The organism is Kitasatospora sp. NPDC029367 (assembly GCF_055569135.1).
On record NZ_JBVHYH010000040.1, the window covers coordinates 1 to 19,436 of the forward strand.

14 protein-coding genes are annotated in these 19,436 nt (G+C 73.0%); 8 read left to right on the forward strand and 6 right to left on the reverse strand.

The window, feature by feature from the left end:
- Window positions 1-202: 202 nt before the first annotated feature.
- The 3 genes from ACZ4W5_RS21645 to ACZ4W5_RS21655 form a co-directional block, all read right to left on the reverse strand.
- On the reverse strand, window positions 203-1,243 hold the full coding sequence (locus ACZ4W5_RS21645; protein WP_360235799.1) for an ABC transporter permease: 1,041 nt from the start codon (window positions 1,241-1,243) through the stop codon (window positions 203-205).
- Entirely contained in the window at window positions 1,240-2,886 is a 1,647-nt protein-coding gene (locus ACZ4W5_RS21650; protein WP_465656257.1) for a sugar ABC transporter ATP-binding protein, read from the reverse strand. Before ACZ4W5_RS21650 ends, ACZ4W5_RS21645 begins: the two co-directional genes overlap by 4 nt.
- 133 nt (window positions 2,887-3,019) lie before the next feature.
- On the reverse strand, window positions 3,020-4,069 hold the full coding sequence (locus ACZ4W5_RS21655) for a substrate-binding domain-containing protein (RefSeq protein WP_360235793.1): 1,050 nt from the start codon (window positions 4,067-4,069) through the stop codon (window positions 3,020-3,022).
- Between the two features lie 607 nt (window positions 4,070-4,676).
- On the opposite strand from ACZ4W5_RS21655, the gene ACZ4W5_RS21660 reads away from it, so the two are divergent.
- Together ACZ4W5_RS21660 and ACZ4W5_RS21665 are read left to right on the forward strand one after the other, a co-directional pair.
- A complete protein-coding gene (locus ACZ4W5_RS21660; RefSeq protein WP_465656259.1) occupies window positions 4,677-7,136 on the forward strand; it encodes a ricin-type beta-trefoil lectin domain protein in 2,460 nt (819 codons plus the stop codon).
- Window positions 7,137-7,670: 534 nt separating this feature from the next.
- On the forward strand, window positions 7,671-9,845 hold the full coding sequence (locus tag ACZ4W5_RS21665; RefSeq protein ID WP_465656261.1) for an NEW3 domain-containing protein: 2,175 nt from the start codon (window positions 7,671-7,673) through the stop codon (window positions 9,843-9,845).
- Window positions 9,846-9,958: 113 nt separating this feature from the next.
- Here the strand turns inward: ACZ4W5_RS21665 and ACZ4W5_RS21670 are convergent, their stop codons facing one another.
- Entirely contained in the window at window positions 9,959-10,501 is a 543-nt protein-coding gene (locus ACZ4W5_RS21670) for a TetR-like C-terminal domain-containing protein (protein ID WP_465656332.1), read from the reverse strand.
- Between the two features lie 69 nt (window positions 10,502-10,570).
- Between ACZ4W5_RS21670 and ACZ4W5_RS21675 the strand changes: the two genes are divergently transcribed.
- Window positions 10,571-11,311 (forward strand): alpha/beta hydrolase family protein, encoded by a 741-nt coding sequence (locus ACZ4W5_RS21675; protein ID WP_465656333.1) that lies wholly within the window; start codon window positions 10,571-10,573, stop codon window positions 11,309-11,311.
- 18 nt (window positions 11,312-11,329) lie between these two features.
- A complete protein-coding gene (locus ACZ4W5_RS21680; RefSeq protein WP_465656263.1) occupies window positions 11,330-12,553 on the forward strand; it encodes an erythromycin esterase family protein in 1,224 nt (407 codons plus the stop codon).
- 46 nt (window positions 12,554-12,599) lie between these two features.
- Here the strand turns inward: ACZ4W5_RS21680 and ACZ4W5_RS21685 are convergent, their stop codons facing one another.
- Together ACZ4W5_RS21685 and ACZ4W5_RS21690 are read right to left on the reverse strand one after the other, a co-directional pair.
- Window positions 12,600-13,361: a hypothetical protein gene (locus ACZ4W5_RS21685; RefSeq protein WP_465656264.1), complete on the reverse strand. Its 762-nt coding sequence runs from the start codon at window positions 13,359-13,361 to the stop codon at window positions 12,600-12,602.
- Window positions 13,362-13,416: 55 nt separating this feature from the next.
- Window positions 13,417-13,995, reverse strand: coding sequence for a suppressor of fused domain protein (locus ACZ4W5_RS21690; RefSeq protein ID WP_360235772.1), 579 nt, complete (start codon window positions 13,993-13,995; stop codon window positions 13,417-13,419).
- Between the two features lie 267 nt (window positions 13,996-14,262).
- Here ACZ4W5_RS21690 and ACZ4W5_RS21695 point away from each other — a divergent pair, with 267 nt between their 5' ends.
- The 4 genes from ACZ4W5_RS21695 (at window position 14,263) to ACZ4W5_RS21710 (ending at window position 19,310) form a co-directional block, all read left to right on the forward strand.
- A complete protein-coding gene (locus ACZ4W5_RS21695; protein ID WP_465656266.1) occupies window positions 14,263-15,534 on the forward strand; it encodes a helix-turn-helix domain-containing protein in 1,272 nt (423 codons plus the stop codon).
- Between the two features lie 172 nt (window positions 15,535-15,706).
- Window positions 15,707-16,240, forward strand: a complete 534-nt coding sequence (locus ACZ4W5_RS21700) for a PadR family transcriptional regulator (protein WP_360235766.1) — start codon at window positions 15,707-15,709, stop codon at window positions 16,238-16,240.
- Complete coding sequence (locus tag ACZ4W5_RS21705; RefSeq protein WP_360235763.1) at window positions 16,237-16,923, forward strand: ABC transporter ATP-binding protein; 687 nt, start codon at window positions 16,237-16,239, stop codon at window positions 16,921-16,923. Before ACZ4W5_RS21700 ends, ACZ4W5_RS21705 begins: the two co-directional genes overlap by 4 nt.
- Window positions 16,920-19,310: an FtsX-like permease family protein gene (locus tag ACZ4W5_RS21710; RefSeq protein ID WP_465656268.1), complete on the forward strand. Its 2,391-nt coding sequence runs from the start codon at window positions 16,920-16,922 to the stop codon at window positions 19,308-19,310. Before ACZ4W5_RS21705 ends, ACZ4W5_RS21710 begins: the two co-directional genes overlap by 4 nt.
- The last annotated feature ends 126 nt before the right edge of the window (window positions 19,311-19,436 follow it).

Consider the following 19,436-nt stretch of genomic DNA (forward strand, 5'->3'; position numbering starts at 1 on the left):
TCTGCCCCCGCGGGTCCTCGGCCCCGGGGAGGGAATGGGTGGTGGGGGAGGGGGGGGCAAGGGCGTGGAAAGGAGCCCACCTTTGTGGGGGCCCCCCCCCCCCCCCCCCCCCTGTCCCGGGGGACGGACCGGTGGGACCGTCCGTCCGGTCCGTCCCCCGGGAGTACGAGGGGTTACGAGGGGCAGGAGCGTGGGAAGGACGTCAGGCCGGCAGCCCGACCGCACGCTCCCGGTTGCGACGCTGCTGGATCACCACCGCGGCCACCAGCAGGGCGCCCTGGGCGACGTTCTGCCAGAAGGCGTTGATGCCCTGCACGGTGAGCCCGTTCTGGAGCGCGCCGAGCAGCGCGACCGCCAGCAGGGTCCCGCCGATGCTGCCCTTGCCGCCCTTGAGGGCGCAGCCGCCGAGCGCGGCCGCGGTGATCGACTGGAGCTCCAGCCCCTCGCTGCCCGAGACGGGCTGGCCGCTGCCGGTGCGCGCGGTGAGCAGCACGCCGGCCAGGGCGGCGACCGTGCCGGAGAGGGCGTAGGCGGCGATCAGGTACTTGTTGAGGTTGATGCCGGCCAGCCGGGCGGCGGTGTCGTTGCCGCCGATGGCGTAGATGTTGCGGCCGATGTCGGTGTACGTCAGCAGGGCGTGCACGGCGACGGCGGTGAGGATCAGCAGCCAGACCATGGTGGGTAGTCCGGCGATCTTGCCCCGGCTGAGGAAGACGAAGACCGGGTCGTTGAGCACGTAGCCCTGGGCGCGGCCGTCCGAGACGAGTTGGGCGACGCCCTTGTAGGCGGCGAGGCCGGCGAGGGTGGCGATGGTCGGGTTGACCCGGCCGTAGATGATGACGACGCCGTTGAACAGGCCGATGCCGGCGCCGATGGCGAGCGAGGCGCCGATGCCCAGGTAGGGGTTGGCGCCGGTGGAGGTGAAGACCATGGCGCTGGTGACGGAGGCCAGTCCGGCCTGGGAGCCGACCGAGATGTCGAGGCCGCCGCAGATGATCACGACGGTCTGGACGACCGCGAGCAGGCCGGAGATGGTCGCGGCCTCGGCGATGACCTGGATGTTGTCCCAGCCGACGAAGTTGGAATTGAGGCTGCCGAACAGGGCGACGACGGCGATCAGGGCGCCGATCAGGCTGAGGTTCTGACCGCCGATCGCGGCGAGCAGGGCGCGCGGGCCGCCGGACCGCGCGGGCAGGGCTCCGGTGTCCGGCGCCGGGGCGGTCGGGGGCGTGGCGGTGGTCATCGGGTCTCTCCGGTCTGGGCGGGGGTGGCAGCGGCGCGGTCGTCGGACGCGGCAGGTCGGTCGGTGGCGGCACCGAGGTCGGCGGCACGGTGGTCGGCGGCGGTGCCCAGGTCGTCGGCCATGGCGAGGGCGAGGACGGCCTCCTCGGTCGCCTGGTCCCGGCCGAGCTCGCCGGTGGTGCGGCCGTTCTGCATCACCACGATCCGGTCGGCGAGGCCGAGCACCTCGGGCAGTTCGGAGGAGATGACCAGCACGGCGGTACCCTCGCGGGCGAGGTCCGCGATGATCTGGTAGATCTCCGCCTTGGCGCCGATGTCGACGCCCCGGGTGGGCTCGTCGAGGATCAGCAGGTCGGGCCGGCGGGCGAGCCAGCGGGCCAGCACGACCTTCTGCTGGTTGCCGCCGGAAAGGGTGCGCACCTCCGCCTCGACCGAGGGGGCGCGGACCCGCAGCCGGTCGGCGTACTCCTGGGCGAGGGCCTTCTCCTGGCGCTGCTTGACGAACCGCCACCGGCTGAGTCGGCGCAGGCTGACCAGCGAGGTGTTGTCACGGATCGTGCGGTGCAGGAACAGGGCCTGGGCCTTGCGCTCCTCGGGCGCCAGTCCGATCCCGGCGGCGATGGCGTCGCGCGGGCTGCGCAGCCGCAGCACCTCGCCGTTGAGGCTCACCGTGCCGGAGCGGATCGGGGCGTCCCCGGCCAGCGCGAGGGCGAGTTCGGAGCGTCCGGCGCCAATCAGCCCGGCCAGGGCGACGACCTCGCCGGCCCGGACCTGGAGGCTGACGTCGCGTACGTCGTCGGTGGTGAGGCCGTCGACGTCCAGCACGACGCGGTCGGTGGCGACCTGCTGACGGACGAACAGCGAGGACAGGTCGCGGCCCACCATGAGCCGGACGAGCTCGCCCTCGTCGGTGGCGGCGGCCTGGACCACCCCGGCGACGCGGCCGTCGCGCAGCACGGCGATCCGGTCGGCGAGTTGGAAGATCTCCTTCATCCGGTGGGAGACGTAGACGACCGCGATGCCCTCGTCGCGCAGCCTCCTGATCAGCGCGAACAGCGCCTCGACCTCGTGCTCGGAGAGCGAGGAGGTGGGCTCGTCGAAGGCGATCGCCCGCGGTGCGACCGCGCCGGTCAGGGCGCGCATGATCTCGACCAACTGGCGCTGTGCCGCGGTGAGTTCGGAGCCGAGCAGGTCCGGGTCGAGCACCTTGTCGAAGCCCAGGCGGGCCAGGTCGGCGGTGATCCGGCGGCGCAGCTCGGCGCGGTCCAGGCGGCGCAGGGCGGTGCGCGGCAGCGAGCCGGCGTAGACGTTCTCGGCGACCGGGACGTGCGGGATGATCTCGGGTTCCTGCGGGATGATCCGGATCCCGGCCCGGCGGGCGTCCTGCGGGGAGTGCAGGTCCAGGGGCAGGCCGTCCAGCAGGACGCGGCCCTCGGTGGGTCGGTGGTCGCCGGTCAGGATGCGCAGCAGGGTGGACTTTCCGGCGCCGTTCTCGCCCATCAGCGCGGTGACCTGGCCGGGTGGGAAGGAGAGCGTGACGTCCGTGAGCGCCTGGACGGCGCCGAAGCGTTTGGACACCCCTTCGGCGCTCAGGCCGGCGGAGCCGCCCGGCGGTGGGAGGGGCGAGGGTTCGGGTGGGGTCATCGGGGCCTCGTTGGCGGTGCGGTACGGGCGGAGGTGCGGACGGGCCGTGGCGGCGGCGACGGTGCGGCGGAACCCGGCGGCTCCGCCGCACGACCGGCCCGAGGTGGGGTCGGGCACGGTGTCGGGCGCGGCGTCAGCTGCAGGACACGCCCGCGGACTGCCAGGTGGCGGCGTCGACCATCTTGGTCGGGGCGAAGGCCTCCTTGGGGAAGTCCTTGCCGTTCTTGAGCTTGTCGTACATGGTCTGCACGGACAGGGCGCCGACGTCCTTGCCGTTGATGAACAGGGCGGCCTTCATGCCGGAGGGCTTGCCGGCGGACCAGTCCTTGCAGGCCAGGTAGGCGCCCAGGCCGACGCCGTCGATGTCGTCCGGGCTGATCCCGGCGTTCTGCAGGGCGGTGACGGAGCCCTGGACGTTCTCGTCGTTGCAGCCCCAGGTCACCCAGTGCTTGACGCCCGGGTTGGCGGTGATGGTGGCGGCCACCTTGTCCTGGGCGCCGGTCGGGGTGTTGTCGGTGGCGACGTCGATGGCCTGCACACCGGGCACGGCCTGGTCGAAGGCGGTCTTGGCGGCCTTGACCCGGTCGCCGCAGACGGTGACGTCCTGCTTCCAGGCGGAGATGATCCGGGTGTCGGCGGCGTTCCAGCCGGCCTTCTTGAACTCCTCGGCCGCGCGCTGGCCGACCTGCTGACCCATCTGCTGGCCGGAGAAGCCGATCCGGGGTACCAAGTCGCCCGCGGCGCACTGGGACGGGGCGGGGCCGCTCGCGCAGACCTGGTCGTCCGAGGTGAGCAGCGCGGCCTTGGCGTCCCGGGCCGTCTGGACCACCTGCGGGCCGACCGCCGGGTCCGGCACCACGATGATCAGACCGTTGCTCTTCTGGGCGATCGCGGCCTGCACCTCGCTGACCGTCTTGTTGGCGTCGTTGCCGAGGTTCACCACCTTGAGGTCGGCGCCCAGTTCGGCGGCCTTGGCCTTGGCCCCGGCCGCCTCGTCCACGAAGTACTGCTGGTCACCCTGCTTCTGCAGGTAGGTGATCGAGACCTTGCCGGACACCGGGGCCACCGGCGCGTCGGCCCCGGAGGAGGAGGTCTGTCCGGTGGAACAGGCCGTCAGACCGAGCGAGGTGACCAGGCTCAGCGCGGCGAGCGAGGCCAGGCGGCCACGGAGGGTGAGGTGCATGGTGGGGGCTCCTGAGGGTGTGAGACCGATCGACCATAAGCAACAGAGTCAATCAGAAAACATCGCAATCAAACGCGACGAGGCAACAGGAAACGCCCAGTTCACACGGGAGTCAAGCGTCGATTACCTCCGGAGCACGATCGACACCGTCTCGTTATGCCACCCGTTTCCGTACGGCGCGAGAAGGGACGGGCCGACGGGCGGTTCCGCGCGTGCGAAGGCGCCCGCACGGCGGCCCGAGACCGCGCGGGTGCATCGGCAGGCTCGGCTGAGGCCAGCTGATCGCGCTGGTCAGAGGCGTTCGACGGAGCACGCGCAGGCACCTACTGGTCGGTAGGTAGGCGCCGGGAACAGCTTCTGACATGGGCGAGGTCACGTCAAGAGGGCGACCGTGCGGCACCGCCGGCCCCGCAGCCCCGCCCCGGGGCGCCGGGCCCGCGGTCGATCGTGTGCGGCGGGCCGCGACCGGCGGTCTGCGACGTTGATTCTTTTCCCTTCTTGTTGATTACTGTTGGAACTCGGGTCTACGCTCCGCACCGACCTGGCGTCCGGCATGCTCCCGCCAACGCCGGTCCTCCCCCGCACCTTTCCAGCACCGGAGACGCCCATGTCCCGTAGACGCCTACCCCCGAAGCTGCGCACCGCCCTCGGCGCCGCAGCCCTGCTGCTGGGCTCCCTCGGCGGCCTCGCCACGCCCCCCGCCGCCGAGGCGACCCCCGCGGCACCCGGCACCGCCCCCGCCGCAGCCCCCGCCGCAGCCCAAGCGGCCGTCCGCACCGCCGTCACCGTCGACGGCACCCAGCCCGGCCTCGCCTTCGACGGGGTCGGCGCCATCTCCGGCGGCGGCGGCAACTCCCGTCTCCTGGTGGACTATCCGGAGCCGCAGCGCAGCCAACTGCTGGACTACCTGTTCAAGCCCGGCTACGGCGCCTCGCTCCAGGTGCTGAAACTGGAGATCGGCGGCGACACCAACTCCACCGACGGCGCCGAGCCGAGCATCGAACACACCAAGGGCACCGTCGACTGCGGCCAGGGCTACGAGTGGTGGCTCGCCGAGCAGGCGAAGGCCCGCAACCCGAACATCGTGTTCTACGGCCTGTCCTGGGGCGCCCCCGGCTGGATCGGCAACACCGGCAGCGGCGGCAGCTTCTGGTCCCAGGACACCGTCGACTACCTGATGTCCTGGATGGGCTGCGCCGCGCAGCACCACCTGAACGTCTCCTACCTCGGCGGCTGGAACGAGCGCGGCTTCGACGCCACCTGGTACGAGCACCTCAAGTCCGCGCTGGTCTCGCACGGCTACGGCTCGACCAAGGTCGTCGCCGCGGACGACACCTGGGCGGTGGCCGACGCCATGGCCACCGACCCGGCGTTCCGCAACGCCGTCGACGTCGTCGGCGTGCACTACCCGTGCGGCTACCTGGGCAGCTTCACCAGCTGTCCCAGCACCCCCACCGCACAGGGGCTCGGCAAGCCGCTGTGGGCCAGCGAGAACGGCTCCGAGGACGCCGACGGCGGCGCCGCCTCGGTCGCCCGCGGGATCAACCGCGACTACCTCGACGGCAGGATGACCTCCTTCGTCAACTGGCCGGTCATCGCCGCGCTCTACCCCAACCTGTACTTCTCCAGCGACGGCATGTCGATCGCGAACCAGCCGTGGTCCGGCCACTACACGATCGGCCGGACCACCTGGGTGACCGCGCACACCACCCAGTTCGCCCGCCCCGGGTGGCACTACATCGACTCCGCGAGCGGCTACCTCGGCGGTGCGCGCACCAACGGCAGCTACGTCACGCTCAAGTCCACCAACAACCGCGACTACAGCACGGTCATCGAGACCATGGACGCCACCGCGGCCCAGACCGCGAGCTTCACCGTCGCCGGCGGCCTGTCCACCGGCACCGTCCACGTCTGGTCCACCGACCTGGGCTCCGACAACCCCGCGGACTGGTTCGTCCACGCCCAGGACGTCACCCCGCAGGGCGGCTCGTACACCCTCACCCTCCAGCCCGGCCACGTCTACACCGTGACCACCACCACCGGCCAGGGCAGGGGCACCGCCACCGCACCGGCCGCCGCCCCGATGGGCCTGCCCTACGCGGACGACTTCGAGAAGGCGGCCACCACCACCTCGCCGAAGTACTTCACCGACATGAACGGCGCCTTCCAGACCGTCCCGTGCGGCGGCGGCCGCACCGGGACCTGCCTGCGCCAGATGGCCCCGACCTCGCCGATCCGCTGGACCGACGAGTCGTACAACGCGCCGTACACGATCATGGGCGACGGCAGCTGGTCCAACTACACCGTCACCGCCGACACCCTGTTCGAGCAGTCGGGCAGCGTCGAACTCCTCGGCCGGGTCAACCAGCAGGGCCGCAACAACAACGGCCTCAACGCCTACCACCTGCGGTTCAGCGACACCGGCGCCTGGTCCATCGACAAGAGCGACACCAGCTGGCACTTCACCACCCTCGCCCACGGCACCACCACCGCACCGGGCACCGGCAGCTGGCACACCGTCACGCTGTCGATGCAGGGCACCACCCTCACCGCCGGCATCGACGGCGTCACGGTGGGCAGCGCGACCGACGGCAGCTTCACCAACGGACAGGCCGGCCTCGGCGTGACGGGCTACCAGACCGACCAGTTCGACCGCTTCGGCCTGACGCCCGGCACCCCGACCAGCCACACCGGCCCGATCGCCTCCGCCCTGCCCGGCAAGTGCGTCGACGCCGCCGGCGACTCCGGCGCCAACGGCACCGCCGTCCAGCTCTGGGACTGCAACGGCGGCCCCGCCCAGGTGTGGACCTGGTCCAACGGCACCCTCACCCACGGCGGCAAGTGCCTCGACGTGACCGGCGCCGCCACCGTCAACGGCACCCCGGTCGAGCTCTGGGACTGCAACGCCGGCCCCAACCAGCAGTGGACGCCCCAGCCGGACGGCACCCTGCGGAGCACCCAGTCCGGCCGCTGCCTCGACGACCCGGCCCTCGCCACCACCAACGGCACCCGGCTGGAGATCTGGGACTGCAACGCCGGCGCCAACCAGCGCTGGACCCTGCCGTAGGGCGTGTCTGACAATTCCCGCCGGGCGCGCGACGCTCCCCCAGCCTTCGGCCGGGAGGTACCCCCAGGGCACAAGCGCACCTCGCCGCGTTGTCGTCAGTCGCCGATGGCCCCCAGCCTTCGGCCGGGAGGTGCCCCCACCGCATGGACTCCCTCCTCCGCCTTGCGATGCACGCACCCCAACGCCGCGCGCTGATCCGACGCGAATTGTCAGACGCGCCCTAGCGACACCCCCGCCCAGGAAGTGGCCGGGCCCCGTGCGACGGAACCGCACGGGGCCCGGCCATTTCGCCGTGCGCCTGCCCCTCGCTCGGCACACCGCACTCGGGCACACCGCACTTGGGCACACCGCCGAGTGCCTGCTCATCACCTGCTCATCGCGCTGCGCACCCTTGCTCCGAACCCCCGTCAGATCTGCTTGTTCCTGATTGTTCCTGCCGTGGTCTTGTCAGAAATGAGCAGCGCCCCGTACAACTGATCCCGCCGAGGCAACACGTCACCATGCCCTGACCCCGAGATTCCGTGAGGTCGAAGCGTGTCAACTTCCCTCCCCCGGTGGCTCCGTGCCGCCGTCGCCTGCTGTACGACGCTCGCCGCAGCGTCCACCGGAACGCTCCTGGCTCACCCCGCGGCCGCCGCCGAACCCGCACCGCCGGGCAGCACCGCCCAGTACCCCGACTACGCCCCCACCCCGCCCATGGGCTGGAACGACTGGTCCTACTACCAGTGCGGGATCGACGAGAAGACGATCCTCGACAACGCCCACGCCCTGGTCACCACCGGACTGGCGAAGAAGGGCTACGACACCGTCACCATCGACGACTGCTGGATGGCCCAACAGCGCGACGCCAAGGGCACCCTGGTCGCCAACCCGGAGCTCTTCCCGCACGGAATGGCCTACGTCGGGCGCCAGCTCCACCAGCTCGGCCTCAAGTTCGGCATCTACGAGGACGCCGGGACCAGCACCTGCGGCGGCTACCCCGGCTCCCTCGACCACTGGCAGCAGGACGCCGACCTGTTCGCGTCCTGGGAGGTCGACTACGTCAAACTCGACGGCTGCAACGTCCCCACCAAGTCGGGCGAGACCGAGGAACAGAGCTACCGCGACACCTACGCCGCGATGAGCAAGGCCCTGCTCAACACCCACCGCCCGATCGTCTTCTCGATCTCCGCCCCCGCGTACTTCCAGGGCGCGGCGAACTGGGACTCGGTGATCCGCTGGTCCGCCCAACTCGGCAACCTGTGGCGGGAGGGAGCCGACATCGCGCTCGGCCAGGCCCCCGGCCGCGAGAAGTGGGCCTCGATCAAGGGCAACTACGGCTACAACGTCGGACTGCCCGCGCTGCAACGACCGGGACGCTGGAACGACCCCGACTTCCTGCTCGCCGGCGACTCCGGGCTCAGCCAGGACGAGATCCAGAGCCAGGCCTCGCTGTGGGCGATGATGGCCGCGCCGCTGATCTCCAGCACCGACCTCACCCACCTCTCCCCCGCCGCGCTGGCCGTGCTCGGCAACGAGGACGTCATCGCCGTCGACCAGGACCGGCTCGGTGTCCAGGGCCAGGTCGTCCAGCACGACACCGGCTACGACGTGCTCAGCAAGCCGCTGGCCGGCGGGGACCGCGCGGTCGCGCTCTTCAACTCCTCCGACACCGCGCAGACCATCACCACCACCGCCGCCCGGGCCGGCCTGCCCTCCGCCACCGGCTACGCGCTCCACGACCTGGTGACCAAGCAGGTCACCGGGACGACCGGCGTGATCTCCGCGGACGTGCCCCCGCACGCCACCGTGCTCTACCGGGTCCACCCCGGCGCCACCCGCGGCGCGGCGCCCGCGACCGCCCTCACCTGGCAGGACATCAGCACGGCACAGACCCCAGGGACGTACCGGATCACCCTGGCCGACCACGGCGCCGTCGCGCTGAACGACACCCAGCTGCGGGTCACCGCCCCCGCCGGGTGGACCGTCACCCCGGCCGGCACCGCCCTGCCCCGCGTCGAACCCGGCGGAACGGCCTCGGCCACCGTGACGGTGCACGGCCCGCAGGGCACCCCCGGAACCACCGTCACGGCGATCACCGCCACCGCGAGCTACCGGGCCCGGCCGGCCGCCGTCGACACCGTCAGCGGCGACCGGACGATCGTGCAGACCGTGCCCTACCCCTCGCTGGCGGCCGCGTTCGACAACGTCGGCACCACCTCCGAGAGCGCCCCCGCACCCGGCAACTTCGACGGCAACGGCGACAGTTACTCGACTCAGGCACTGGCCGCCGCCGGCGCCACCCCGGGCGCCACCGTCAGCGCCAACGGCCTCACCTTCACCTGGCCGTCCGCAGCCCCGGGCACCGCCGACAACGTGTCCGCCGCCGGCCAGCAGATCACCCTCACCGGCCAGGGCAAGGCGCTGGGCTTCCTCGGCGCCGAAGCCGGGTTCACCGCCGGCACGGTCACCGTCACCTACACCGACGGCACCACCAGCACCGGCCAGCTCGGCTTCCCCAACTGGTGCTGCTCCCCCACCGACGCCTACGGCGCGAAGACCGCCTTCACCATGGACCACCGCAACACGCCCACCGGCCCGGCCAACTACGGCACCACCTACGGCGTCTTCACCAACACCGTCCCGCTGACGCCCGGGCGGACGATCCGCTCCGTCACCCTGCCCGACGCCCCCGCGATCCACGTGTTCGCCCTGACCGTCCAGGCCTGACCCGCCCCACCCTGACCGTCCATCCCTGACCGTCCAAGCCTGACCCGCTGATCCCGGGCCCGCGCGTCCCTGCGGGCCCGGGATCAGCAGCAGGCGGCCCGCTCAGCGCCCCGTCAGGCGCGGAAGGCCGCGAGCAGTTTGTCGGTGAGGCGGTCGAGGTAGTCGGGGGCGGTCGGGGTGTGGACGACTGCGAGGCGCCAGTAGAGCGGGCCGGCCAGGAGGTCGAGGGCGATCTCGCGGTCCACGTCGGCGGGGAGTTCGCCGCGGTCGACCGCCCGCTCCAGGAGCTGGGCGGCCCTGCTGCGGCGCGCGTCGCGGACGTTGGTGAGCAGGGCCTCGGCCAGTTCGGGGGTGCGGCCGGCCTCGGCGAGCAGGTCGGGGATGATCCGCGCGGGCAGCCGCTGGTTGAGCGCGTCGGCGACCTCGGTGACGAAGGCCAGGACGTCGCCGCGCAGGGTTCCGGTGTCGGCCGGTCCGGTGTCGGCCACGGCGAAGGCGGAGACCAGGTCGACGGTCATCTCCAGTTTGGAGGCCCAGCGGCGGTAGATGGCCGCCTTGCCCGCGCCGGCGCGCTTGGCCACCGCCTCCAGGGAGAGCCGGGCGTAGCCGACCGCGGCGAGCTCCTCGAAGAACGCCTCGGCAATGGCCTCGGTCACCGAGTCCTGGAGGACGGGTCCAGCCTCCCCCGCCCGACCGTCGTCTTCACCAGCGGCTTCGACTCCACCCTGGAGGAGGCCTACTTCGTCATCGGCGCGGCCGCGCTGCGCCGCGGCTACAACGTGCTGGCCTACGACGGCCCCGGCCAGGGCGCCGTACTGCGCGAGCAGGGACTCACCTTCCGGCCCGACTGGGAGGCCGTGGTCACCCCGGTGGTCGACTACGCCCTCACCCGCCCGGAGATCGCCCCCGACCGGATCGCCCTGTTCGGCTACAGCCTCGGCGGGTACCTCACCGCCCGCGCCGCCGCCCACGAGCACCGACTGGCCGCCCTCGTCCTGGACGACGGCCTGTACGACTACCACGACGCCCACACCCGGGTCATGCCGCCGTTCCTCCGGGACTGGGTCCAGAGCGGGCGCGACGACCTCGCCGACCCGGTGTTGAGCCTGATGATGCAGGTGAGCACCCAGTTGCGCTGGGCCCTGCGCAACGGTGTGTGGACCTTCGGCGCCGCCTCCGCCTCGGACTACATCCGCCGGACCGCCGCCTACACCCTCGAAGGCGTCGCCCCGCTCATCGCCTGCCCCACGCTCGTCCTCGACGCCGAGGACGACCAGTTCTTCCGCGGCGAGGCCCAGCGGGTCGCGGCCGCCCTCACCTGCCCGCACACCCTGATCACCCTCCCCGAGTCCGAAGGCGCGGGCGAGCACTGCCACATGGGCGCCATGGCGCGCTTCCAGCAGATCACCTTCGACTGGCTCGACACCACCCTCGCCCGGCCGACCCTTGACCTCAAGTCAGCTTGAGGGTCGAGACTGATCGACATGCCGAACGACACCGCAGCTCCCCGCCAGCACGCCGACACCCCGCCCCACGCCGACACCATGCCCCTGCCCCTGCCGCTGCCCGCCACCGAACTCGACGCGCTCGCCGGGCGGCTGGCCGCCGGGGCGGCGGTGGTCGGCCTCGGCGAGTCCACCCGCTTCTCCCGGGAGACCTTCGGGGTGCGGGAGCAGCTCTTCCGCCGGCTCGTCCGGGACCACGGCTTCCGCGCCCTGGCCGTCCAGGACAGCGCGGGAGTCGGCCAGGCCCTCGACGCGTACGTGCGCGGCGGCGCCGGCTCGGCGGCGGACGCCCTGGCCGGGGCCTGGCGGCCGGGGCGCACCGAGGAGATGGCCGGCGCCCTGGAGTGGATCCGGGACTTCAACCGTGACCACCCGGACGACCCGGTCCGGATCCTCGGCGTGAAGCCGGTCCAGGCCGGGGAGGCCGACTACGACGCCGTCCTGGCGTACGTCCGCACGGTGGCGCCGGAGCGGCTCGCGGCACTGGCGGCCCACCTGGAGCCGATCCGTACGGCCCACCGGATCGACGAGCACGTGCAGCGGGCGCGGGGCATCCACCCCGGTCGGCCGTTCGCCGAACACGCCCGCGACGCAAGGGCGTTGGTCGAGTCCCTGGCCGGAGCCGGCACCGGTGCCGGTGCCGGTGCCGGTGACGCCGTCGCCAGGGTGCGGCTGATCGTGGACTTCCACGAGCACAGCGTCGCCGGGCGCGGCAACTACGCGGGCGAGGCCGAACTGTGGGCGGGGACCATCGCCGGTTTCCAGCAGCGCACCGGCCTGCGCACCGTCTACTGGGACGGCATCGCGCACACCGCGGCAACCGAAGCGACGCTCGGCGTCGCAGCCGAGCGCGGCCCGCAGGCCACCGCCGGCAGCCTGCTCCGCAAGCGCTACGGCGCCGGGTACGTCTCCGTGGCGATCGGCTTCCACCACGGCGACCTCGGCACCGCCGTCGCCCCCGCCCCGGCCGCGGACCTGGTCGACGCGAAGCTCGGCGAGCCCGGCCTGCCCGCCCGCTGGCTGGACCTGCGCCGGGAGGACGTCCGCCGCGAGTGGGACGGCCCGGCCAAGGCCCGGGTGATCAGCGGCATCTACACCCCGGAACGCGACGCCGTCGAGCACCTGGCCGTGGACTCGCTGGCCGAGGCCTTCGACGTGCTCGTGCACGTCCGCCGGACTTCCCCGGTGCACCGGCTGCCGTGAGCGGCCCACGGGCGTGCCCCGCGCCGCCTGCCGCTCCCCTGCCAGTTCAGCCGAAATCCGGATCCACCGGCGGCCACGGGTAGCCCAGTTGCTCGGCGTGGTGCGAACCGCCCCAGACCTGGGCGGTGGCGCGCGGGTCGGCCGCGGTCAGCCGGGCCTCCAACTGCTCGGCCTGGGCCGACGGGTCGTCGGCGGAGACCGGGAGGGTGATGCCGAACTGGACCCAGGGCAGGTCCGTTTCGTACCGGTCGCGGGGGTGCAGCAGGACGAGGTGGATCCGATCGGGATTCTCCCGGTGGGACCAGACGGCGTCCACCTCGCAGTCCCACCTGAGCAGCCAGTCCGCGCGGCCCCTGAGCCGCGCTTCGAGCAGCCGCGCGACCGCTCCGGTCACCGTCTCCCAGCCGCGGTCCGCCTCGGCCCGCCGCACCTCGGTCTCGTACGGCCCCGCGTCGAAGCGCAGTTCCGGCAGGCCGAAGTCCGGGAAGGCCGGGTCGCGCCAGCCCGTCCAGACGACCTGGTCCCCGTCGCGCCGGACCGTCACGTACAGCGCGCCGCAGCACCGTTCGTAGCCGCAGCCGCCCCAGGCGAGCCGGACCTCGTGGGGCACCGCCGTGGCGTGCAACGGCCCGTCCGGGCCCAGCAGTCGGCGGGGACCGACCCCCGCGTACCGGGGGCCGCCGACGACCTGGGGGGACGCCTCCGCCAGGAGGTCCCGACCGTTGACGATCGGCCGGACCTCCAGATGGCGGTCCTCGGGCGGTGGGTGGAGGAGCCTCAGGTCGAGGACATCCGGTTCCTTGGGCATCGGCCAAGGATCGGGGAAGCGGCCGCAGTTGTCATGCGAATTGTCCGGCCTCCGCTCAGGCCACGGAGGCGCGCCCGGGATCGACCGGGTCGATGGACTGCTCGTCGAAACGGACTTCGAGCGCCTCGAGTCCCCTCTCCCGCCGGAAGACCTTCTCCGCCTCGGTGATCGGCAACAGCCACAGGATGCGGGCGTGGGCTCCGCCTTCCCAGGTGCAGACCTCGAAGTCGGGACCGAAGGGGTACGGCAGGCTCACCAGGTAGTGGTCGCAGGCGGATTCGTCGAGCCACGGGCGGCCGATCGGGACGGTGTGTCCGACGTCGAGTCGCTGGTGCACCGGTCCGCAGTGGTAGTACGCGTTGACGGTGATGCTCTCCAGGTTGATCCATTCGTCTCGCGGCGCCGCGAGGAAGAACTCCGTGCCGTGGCCGTCGTGCTGGGTCGCCTCCCAGCACCCCGACGTCACGTACAGCCACCAGTCGCCCGGATACGCGGGATGGACCCGGAACACCCGGAATCCGGGCACGCGGTCCTCGATCGGCCCGTCCACACCGGGGACCTCGTCGATGACGCGACCGGGGAGTGTCCGGCGGAGGTGATCGAGAAGGGCGGTGCGTGCTGCGGTGTTCGGCATCCGCTCATGGTGCCGGAGCCCGCCCGGAGCCGATCGACCGGGGTCGGTGCCGGGCCGGCCGACTGGCCGGCCGACTGGCTGGCCGATCTCCACCGGATCCGGTCCTGCTGGAAATCGGATCACCGGCGCTCGCGCAACCGGTCGTGCCGACTGCCACGTCCATCAGCACGATGAGTAAGGTGGGATGCCGATACCGGCCCTGAACAGCGGTAACGCGCAAAGGGGCCGGGCCGGCGGGGGCGGGACGCGGGGAACGGGGGACGTCGGGTGTCGGACGGGACGTGGACTACGGAGGCGGAGGAGTTCGCGCGGCTGCTGAGCGAGCTCAAGACGCGCTCGGGGCTGAGCTACCGGACGCTGGCCAAGCGGCTGCACACCAGCACCTCCACGCTGCACCGCTACTGCAACGGAACGGCACTGCCGCACGAGTTCGCCTCGGTGGAGCGCTTCGCGCGGTTGTGCCGGGCGACCCCCGAGGAAGTCGTGGAGCTGCACCGGAGCTGGATCCTGGCCGACGCGGTCCGGGGGCGCCGGGCCGAGCAGCGGGCGCCGGAGGGCGCTGCGGCCGACCAGCCCGCGGTGGCCGACCAGCCCACGGCGGAGGCGAACCTGCCCACGGCGGAGGCTGAGCCGGTGGTCTCGGTGGCGCCGGAGCCGCCCGCACCGACGCGTCGGCGCCGCCACCCGCTGATCGTGTCCGCCACGGCCGTCGCCCTGTTGGCCACCGTACTGGTCGTCGCACGACCCATGAACTGGGGCGCCGGGGGCGAGGCGAACGGCGACCAGCAGGCCGCCGGTGCGACGGCAGCAGCGACGGCGGCAACGACGGCGCCGGCAGCAGCGACGGCGGCAACGACAGCGCCGACAGCAGCGACGACGGGGAGCTCGGCCACGACCGGCGCGGCCGGCCCCACTCCGACCGGCACCCCGACCGACAGCGGCCCCGCGCCGCTCACCGTCGACACCCGCCCGTACGTCTACGCCGACCCGTGCAGCCAGCACTTCCTGGTGAACAGCGGGCCCGCCCAGGTCGGCCCGCCCGCCCCCGAGCGCGACGCGCCGCGCTGGGCCGCCGCCTACGGCGCGGTGTCCGCCGGCGAGCAGGAGGTCGCCCTCACCGTCCAGGGCACCGGTACGGACACGGTCGTCCTGCTGGGGCTGCACGTGCGGGTCACCGCCAAGGGCGCGCCGCTGGCCTGGAACGACTACTCGATGGGCATCGGCTGCGGCGGCGGCGTCGACACCAAGTCCTTCGACATCGACCTCGACCGGGGCAGTCCCGTCGTCACCGTCAAGGGTGGACAGCGCGACTTCCCGTACAAGGTCAGCAAGTCCGACCCGGAGGTCTTCTACATCACCGCCCACACCAAGGCGCACGACGTCCGCTGGGACCTCGCCCTGGACTGGTCCAGCGGCGACCGCCACGGCACCGTCCGGATCGACAACGGCGGCACGCCCTTCCGTACCAGCGCCGACGTCGACCGCCCGGGCTTCGACTACCCGTCGGACCGCGGCGAGTGGATCAAGCGCGGCGGGTGACCTCGTCGGCCGCCCTGCGCGGGCGGCCGTAGCCGTCGGTGCGCCAGGGCGACGGCCGTCCGGCGGGGCGGCATGCCCGGCGGGGTCGCATGCCCGGCGGGGTCGCATGCCCGGCGGGGTCGCATGCCCGGCTATACACACCATGTATAGCTGCTGTGTATAGTCAACGATCATGGCACTCGGACAGATGCTCCTCGGACTGCTGGAAGACCAGCCCCGCCACGGATACGACATCAAACGGCTCTACGACGACCACTTCGGGCGCGATCGCGCCCTGCACTACGGCCAGGTCTACGCCACCCTCTCCCGGCTGTTGAAGAACGGCCTGGTCGTGGTGGAGGGCGTCGAGGCCGGCGGCGGCCCGGACCGCAAGCGGTACGCGATCACCGACGCGGGCGTCACCGACCTCGCCGGCTGGCTCGCCCGCCCGGAGGACCCGCAGCCGTACCTGCAGAGCACGCTCTACCACAAGGTCGTGCTCGCCATCCTGACCGGTCGCTCGGCGACCGAGGTGCTGGACGTCCAGCGGGCCGAACACCTGCGGACGATGCGCGAGCTGACCCGCCGCAAACTCGGCGGCGACCTCACCGACGAACTGATCTGCGACCACGCCCTGTTCCACCTGGAGGCCGACCTGCGCTGGCTGGAGCTGACCGCCGCCCGGCTCGACGACCTCACCACCCGCCTGACGGAGAAGCCGCGTTGACCACCGACCAACCCCTGCTCCAGGCCCGGGACCTGCACAAGTCCTTCGGCCTGACCCCGGCCCTCGACGGCGCCTCCCTGACCGTCGCCGCCGGTGAACTCGTCGCCGTGATGGGCCCGTCCGGCTCGGGGAAGTCCACCCTGCTGCACTGCCTGGCCGGCATCACCCGGCCCGACCGCGGCACCGTCAGCTACCAGGGCCGCGACCTCACCACTCACTCCGACGGCCGGTTGAGCGCGCTGCGGCGCACCGAGTTCGGCTTCCTGTTCCAGTTCGGCCAGCTCGTCCCGGAACTCACCTGCCTGGAGAACGTCGCGCTGCCGCTGCGCCTCAACGGCCTCCGCCGCAGGGCCGCCGAGGCCCGGGCCGCCGAATGGCTGGAGCGGCTGGAGGTCGCGGACCTCGCCGCCAAGCGCCCCGGCGAGGTCTCCGGTGGCCAGGGCCAGCGGGTGGGCGCCGCCCGCGCCCTGATCACCGGCCCCAAGGCGGTGTTCGCCGACGAGCCGACCGGCGCCCTGGACTCCCTCAACGGCGAGCGCGTCATGAAGCTGCTGACCCGCGCCGCCCGGGAGACCGCCGCGGCCGTCGTGCTGGTCACCCACGACATGCGGGTCGCCGCCTACGCCGACCGGGAGATCGTCGTCCGGGACGGCCGCACCCTCGACCCGGCCCCCGCCCGGTGAGCGCCGCCGACGGGCCCGAGGTCCGCTCGCCGTTCCTGGACCAGCTGGGCCTGGGCGTCCGACTGGCCGTCACCAGCGGGCGGGACGGCTGGGGCCGACTGCTGCTCACCGCGCTGGGCGTCGGGCTGGGCGTGGCCCTGCTGCTGTTCACCGCCTCCTTCCCGGGCATCGTGCACCACCGCGACCAGCGGCTGTACATCCAGAACGACACCTTCCACGACGAGGACCTGCCGACCCCCGGGGACCGGACCGTCCTGATCGCGGTCGCCGACACCACCTTCCACGGCACGCCCGTACGCGGCCGGATCGTCCAGCCCGAGGGGGCGCGGGCGGCGCTCCCGCCGGGAGTGGCCGGCTACCCCCGGCCCGGTGAGATGGTCGTCTCCCCGGCGCTGGCCGAGCTGCTCGCGGACCCGGCCAACCAGTTGCTGCGCGACCGCCTCCCCTACCCGGTGGTCGGCACCATCGGGTCGGCCGGCCTGCTCGGGCCCGGCCAGGCCGCCTACGTCCTCGGCGGCGACCACCTCTCGGTCGACACCGGCGCCCTGCGGATCACCGAGTTCGGCCACTTCTCGCCGCCCAAACCCATGGATCCCAAGCTGATCCTGCTCAACGCCGTCGGTCTGACGGTAATGCTGGCCCCGGTCGGCGTCTTCCTCGCCGCCGCCGCGCGCTTCGGCGGCGAACGGCGCGACCGCCGGCTCGCCGCCCTGCGGCTGGGCGGAGCGGACCGCCGGATGACCGCGCGGCTCGCCGCCGGGGAGTCCCTCGTGGGCGCGGTGCTCGGCCTGGTCGCGGGCGCGGCGCTGTTCCTGCTCGGCCGTCAGCTGATCGGCCGGATCCGGCTGGCCGGGTTCAGCTTCTACCCCGAGGACGTCGCGCCGCAGCCCGCGATCGCCGCCGCGATCGCCGTGGTCGTGCCGCTGCTGGGCATCGGCGTCACCCTGCTGGCCATGCGCCGGGCCACCGTCGACCCGCTCGGTACGGTCCGCCGATCCGGCCCCGCCCGGCGCCGGATCGGCTGGCGGCTGATGCTGCCGCTCGCCGGGCTGGCCGTGACGGTGTGCGCCCTGATCCTGCCCGCCCAGGCCGTGCCGGGCGCCCTCCCGCGCACCGGCGTCCTCGACCCGGTGGGCGACACCCGGGGCTCGATCCTGGTGGCGTCCGGTGTGCTGCTGATGCTGGTCGGTGTCTGCACCCTGCTGCCCTGGCTGGTGGAGGCCGTCACCCGGCGGGTCGGCGGTGGCCCGCTCTCCTGGCAACTCGCCCTCCGCCGCCTCCAGTTGGGCTCCGGTCCGGCCGCCGCGGCGGTCAGCGGCATCGTGGTGGCCGTCGCCGGGGCGATCGCCCTGCAGACCCTCTTCCTCGGCATCGGCGCACGCTACGAGGCCGGAGCCCGGCCACAGGTCGCCGCCGGGCCGTACCGGCAGTCGGTGGACTTCCCCGGCGGCGGGCCCCGGGCGGAGCAGCTCGCCGAGCGCCTGACACACAGCCCCGGGGTGCGGGCCGCCGCCGCCTTCACCGGGTTCTCCCTGGAGAGTGCGACGGCCAAGTCCTGGGAGCTGCCCTCGGTCCGGATCGCCTCCTGCCCCGTACTGCGCGAGCTCGCGACCCTGCCCGACTGCAAGGACGGGGACTCCTTCGCCGTCCAGGGTCCGGCGCGGCGGGGCAGTGAACCGGTCCGGCCCGGCACCGTCGTCCACGCCGCCCACTTCCGCGGCTCGGGCGAGCCGGCCGCCTTCCCGCTGCCCGCCGTGACCGCCACCGTTCCGGCCGTCGAGGGCGCGGACCCCAACCGGCGGATCGGCGCCGGCCTGCTGCTCCTCACCCCGGCGGCCGTCCCCGCCGAAGCGCTGCGCGGGCAGCCCGCGACCGTCCTGGTGTCGCTCGCGGACGGACTGCCGGACGCCGAGGAGCGGCTGACCACCGCCGTGATGGCGATCGACCCGCAGGCCCGGGCCGAGTTCCCGCTCAACCGGACGCTCGACCCCACCTATCTGGCGGTCAAACGGCTGCTGACGGCAGGCTCGACGATCACCCTGCTGCTGGTGTCGCTCAGCCTGCTGGTCGGCCAGCTGGAGCGCTTCCGGGAGCAGCGCCGCGTCCTCGGCGTGCTGAACGCGGTCGGCACCCGCCGGCGCGTCCTGGGGCTGTCGGTGCTGTGGCAGACGCTGGTCCCGATGGCCCTGGGCCTGGCGCTGGCGGCCGTCGCGGGCCTGCTGATGGGGGCGGTGCTGCAGTACTCGGCGGGCGTCTCGGCGGCGGTGGACTGGGGCGCGATGCTGACCATGTCGGCGATCGCGGCCGCCGCGGTGCTGCTCACCACCGTCCTCGGGCTGCCTCAGCTGCTGCGGCTGATGAGCCCCGGCGCCCTGCGGCACGAGTAGCGGCACGGTGACGTCCGGCCGCGCCCTCCACCCGGGGGTGCGCGCCGTGGGACGCCTACGGCTTCCCGGACCTGGGCTTTCAGCCGAGTCGACTCGACTCCGGCGGAGCGCGGTTGAGCAACGGCG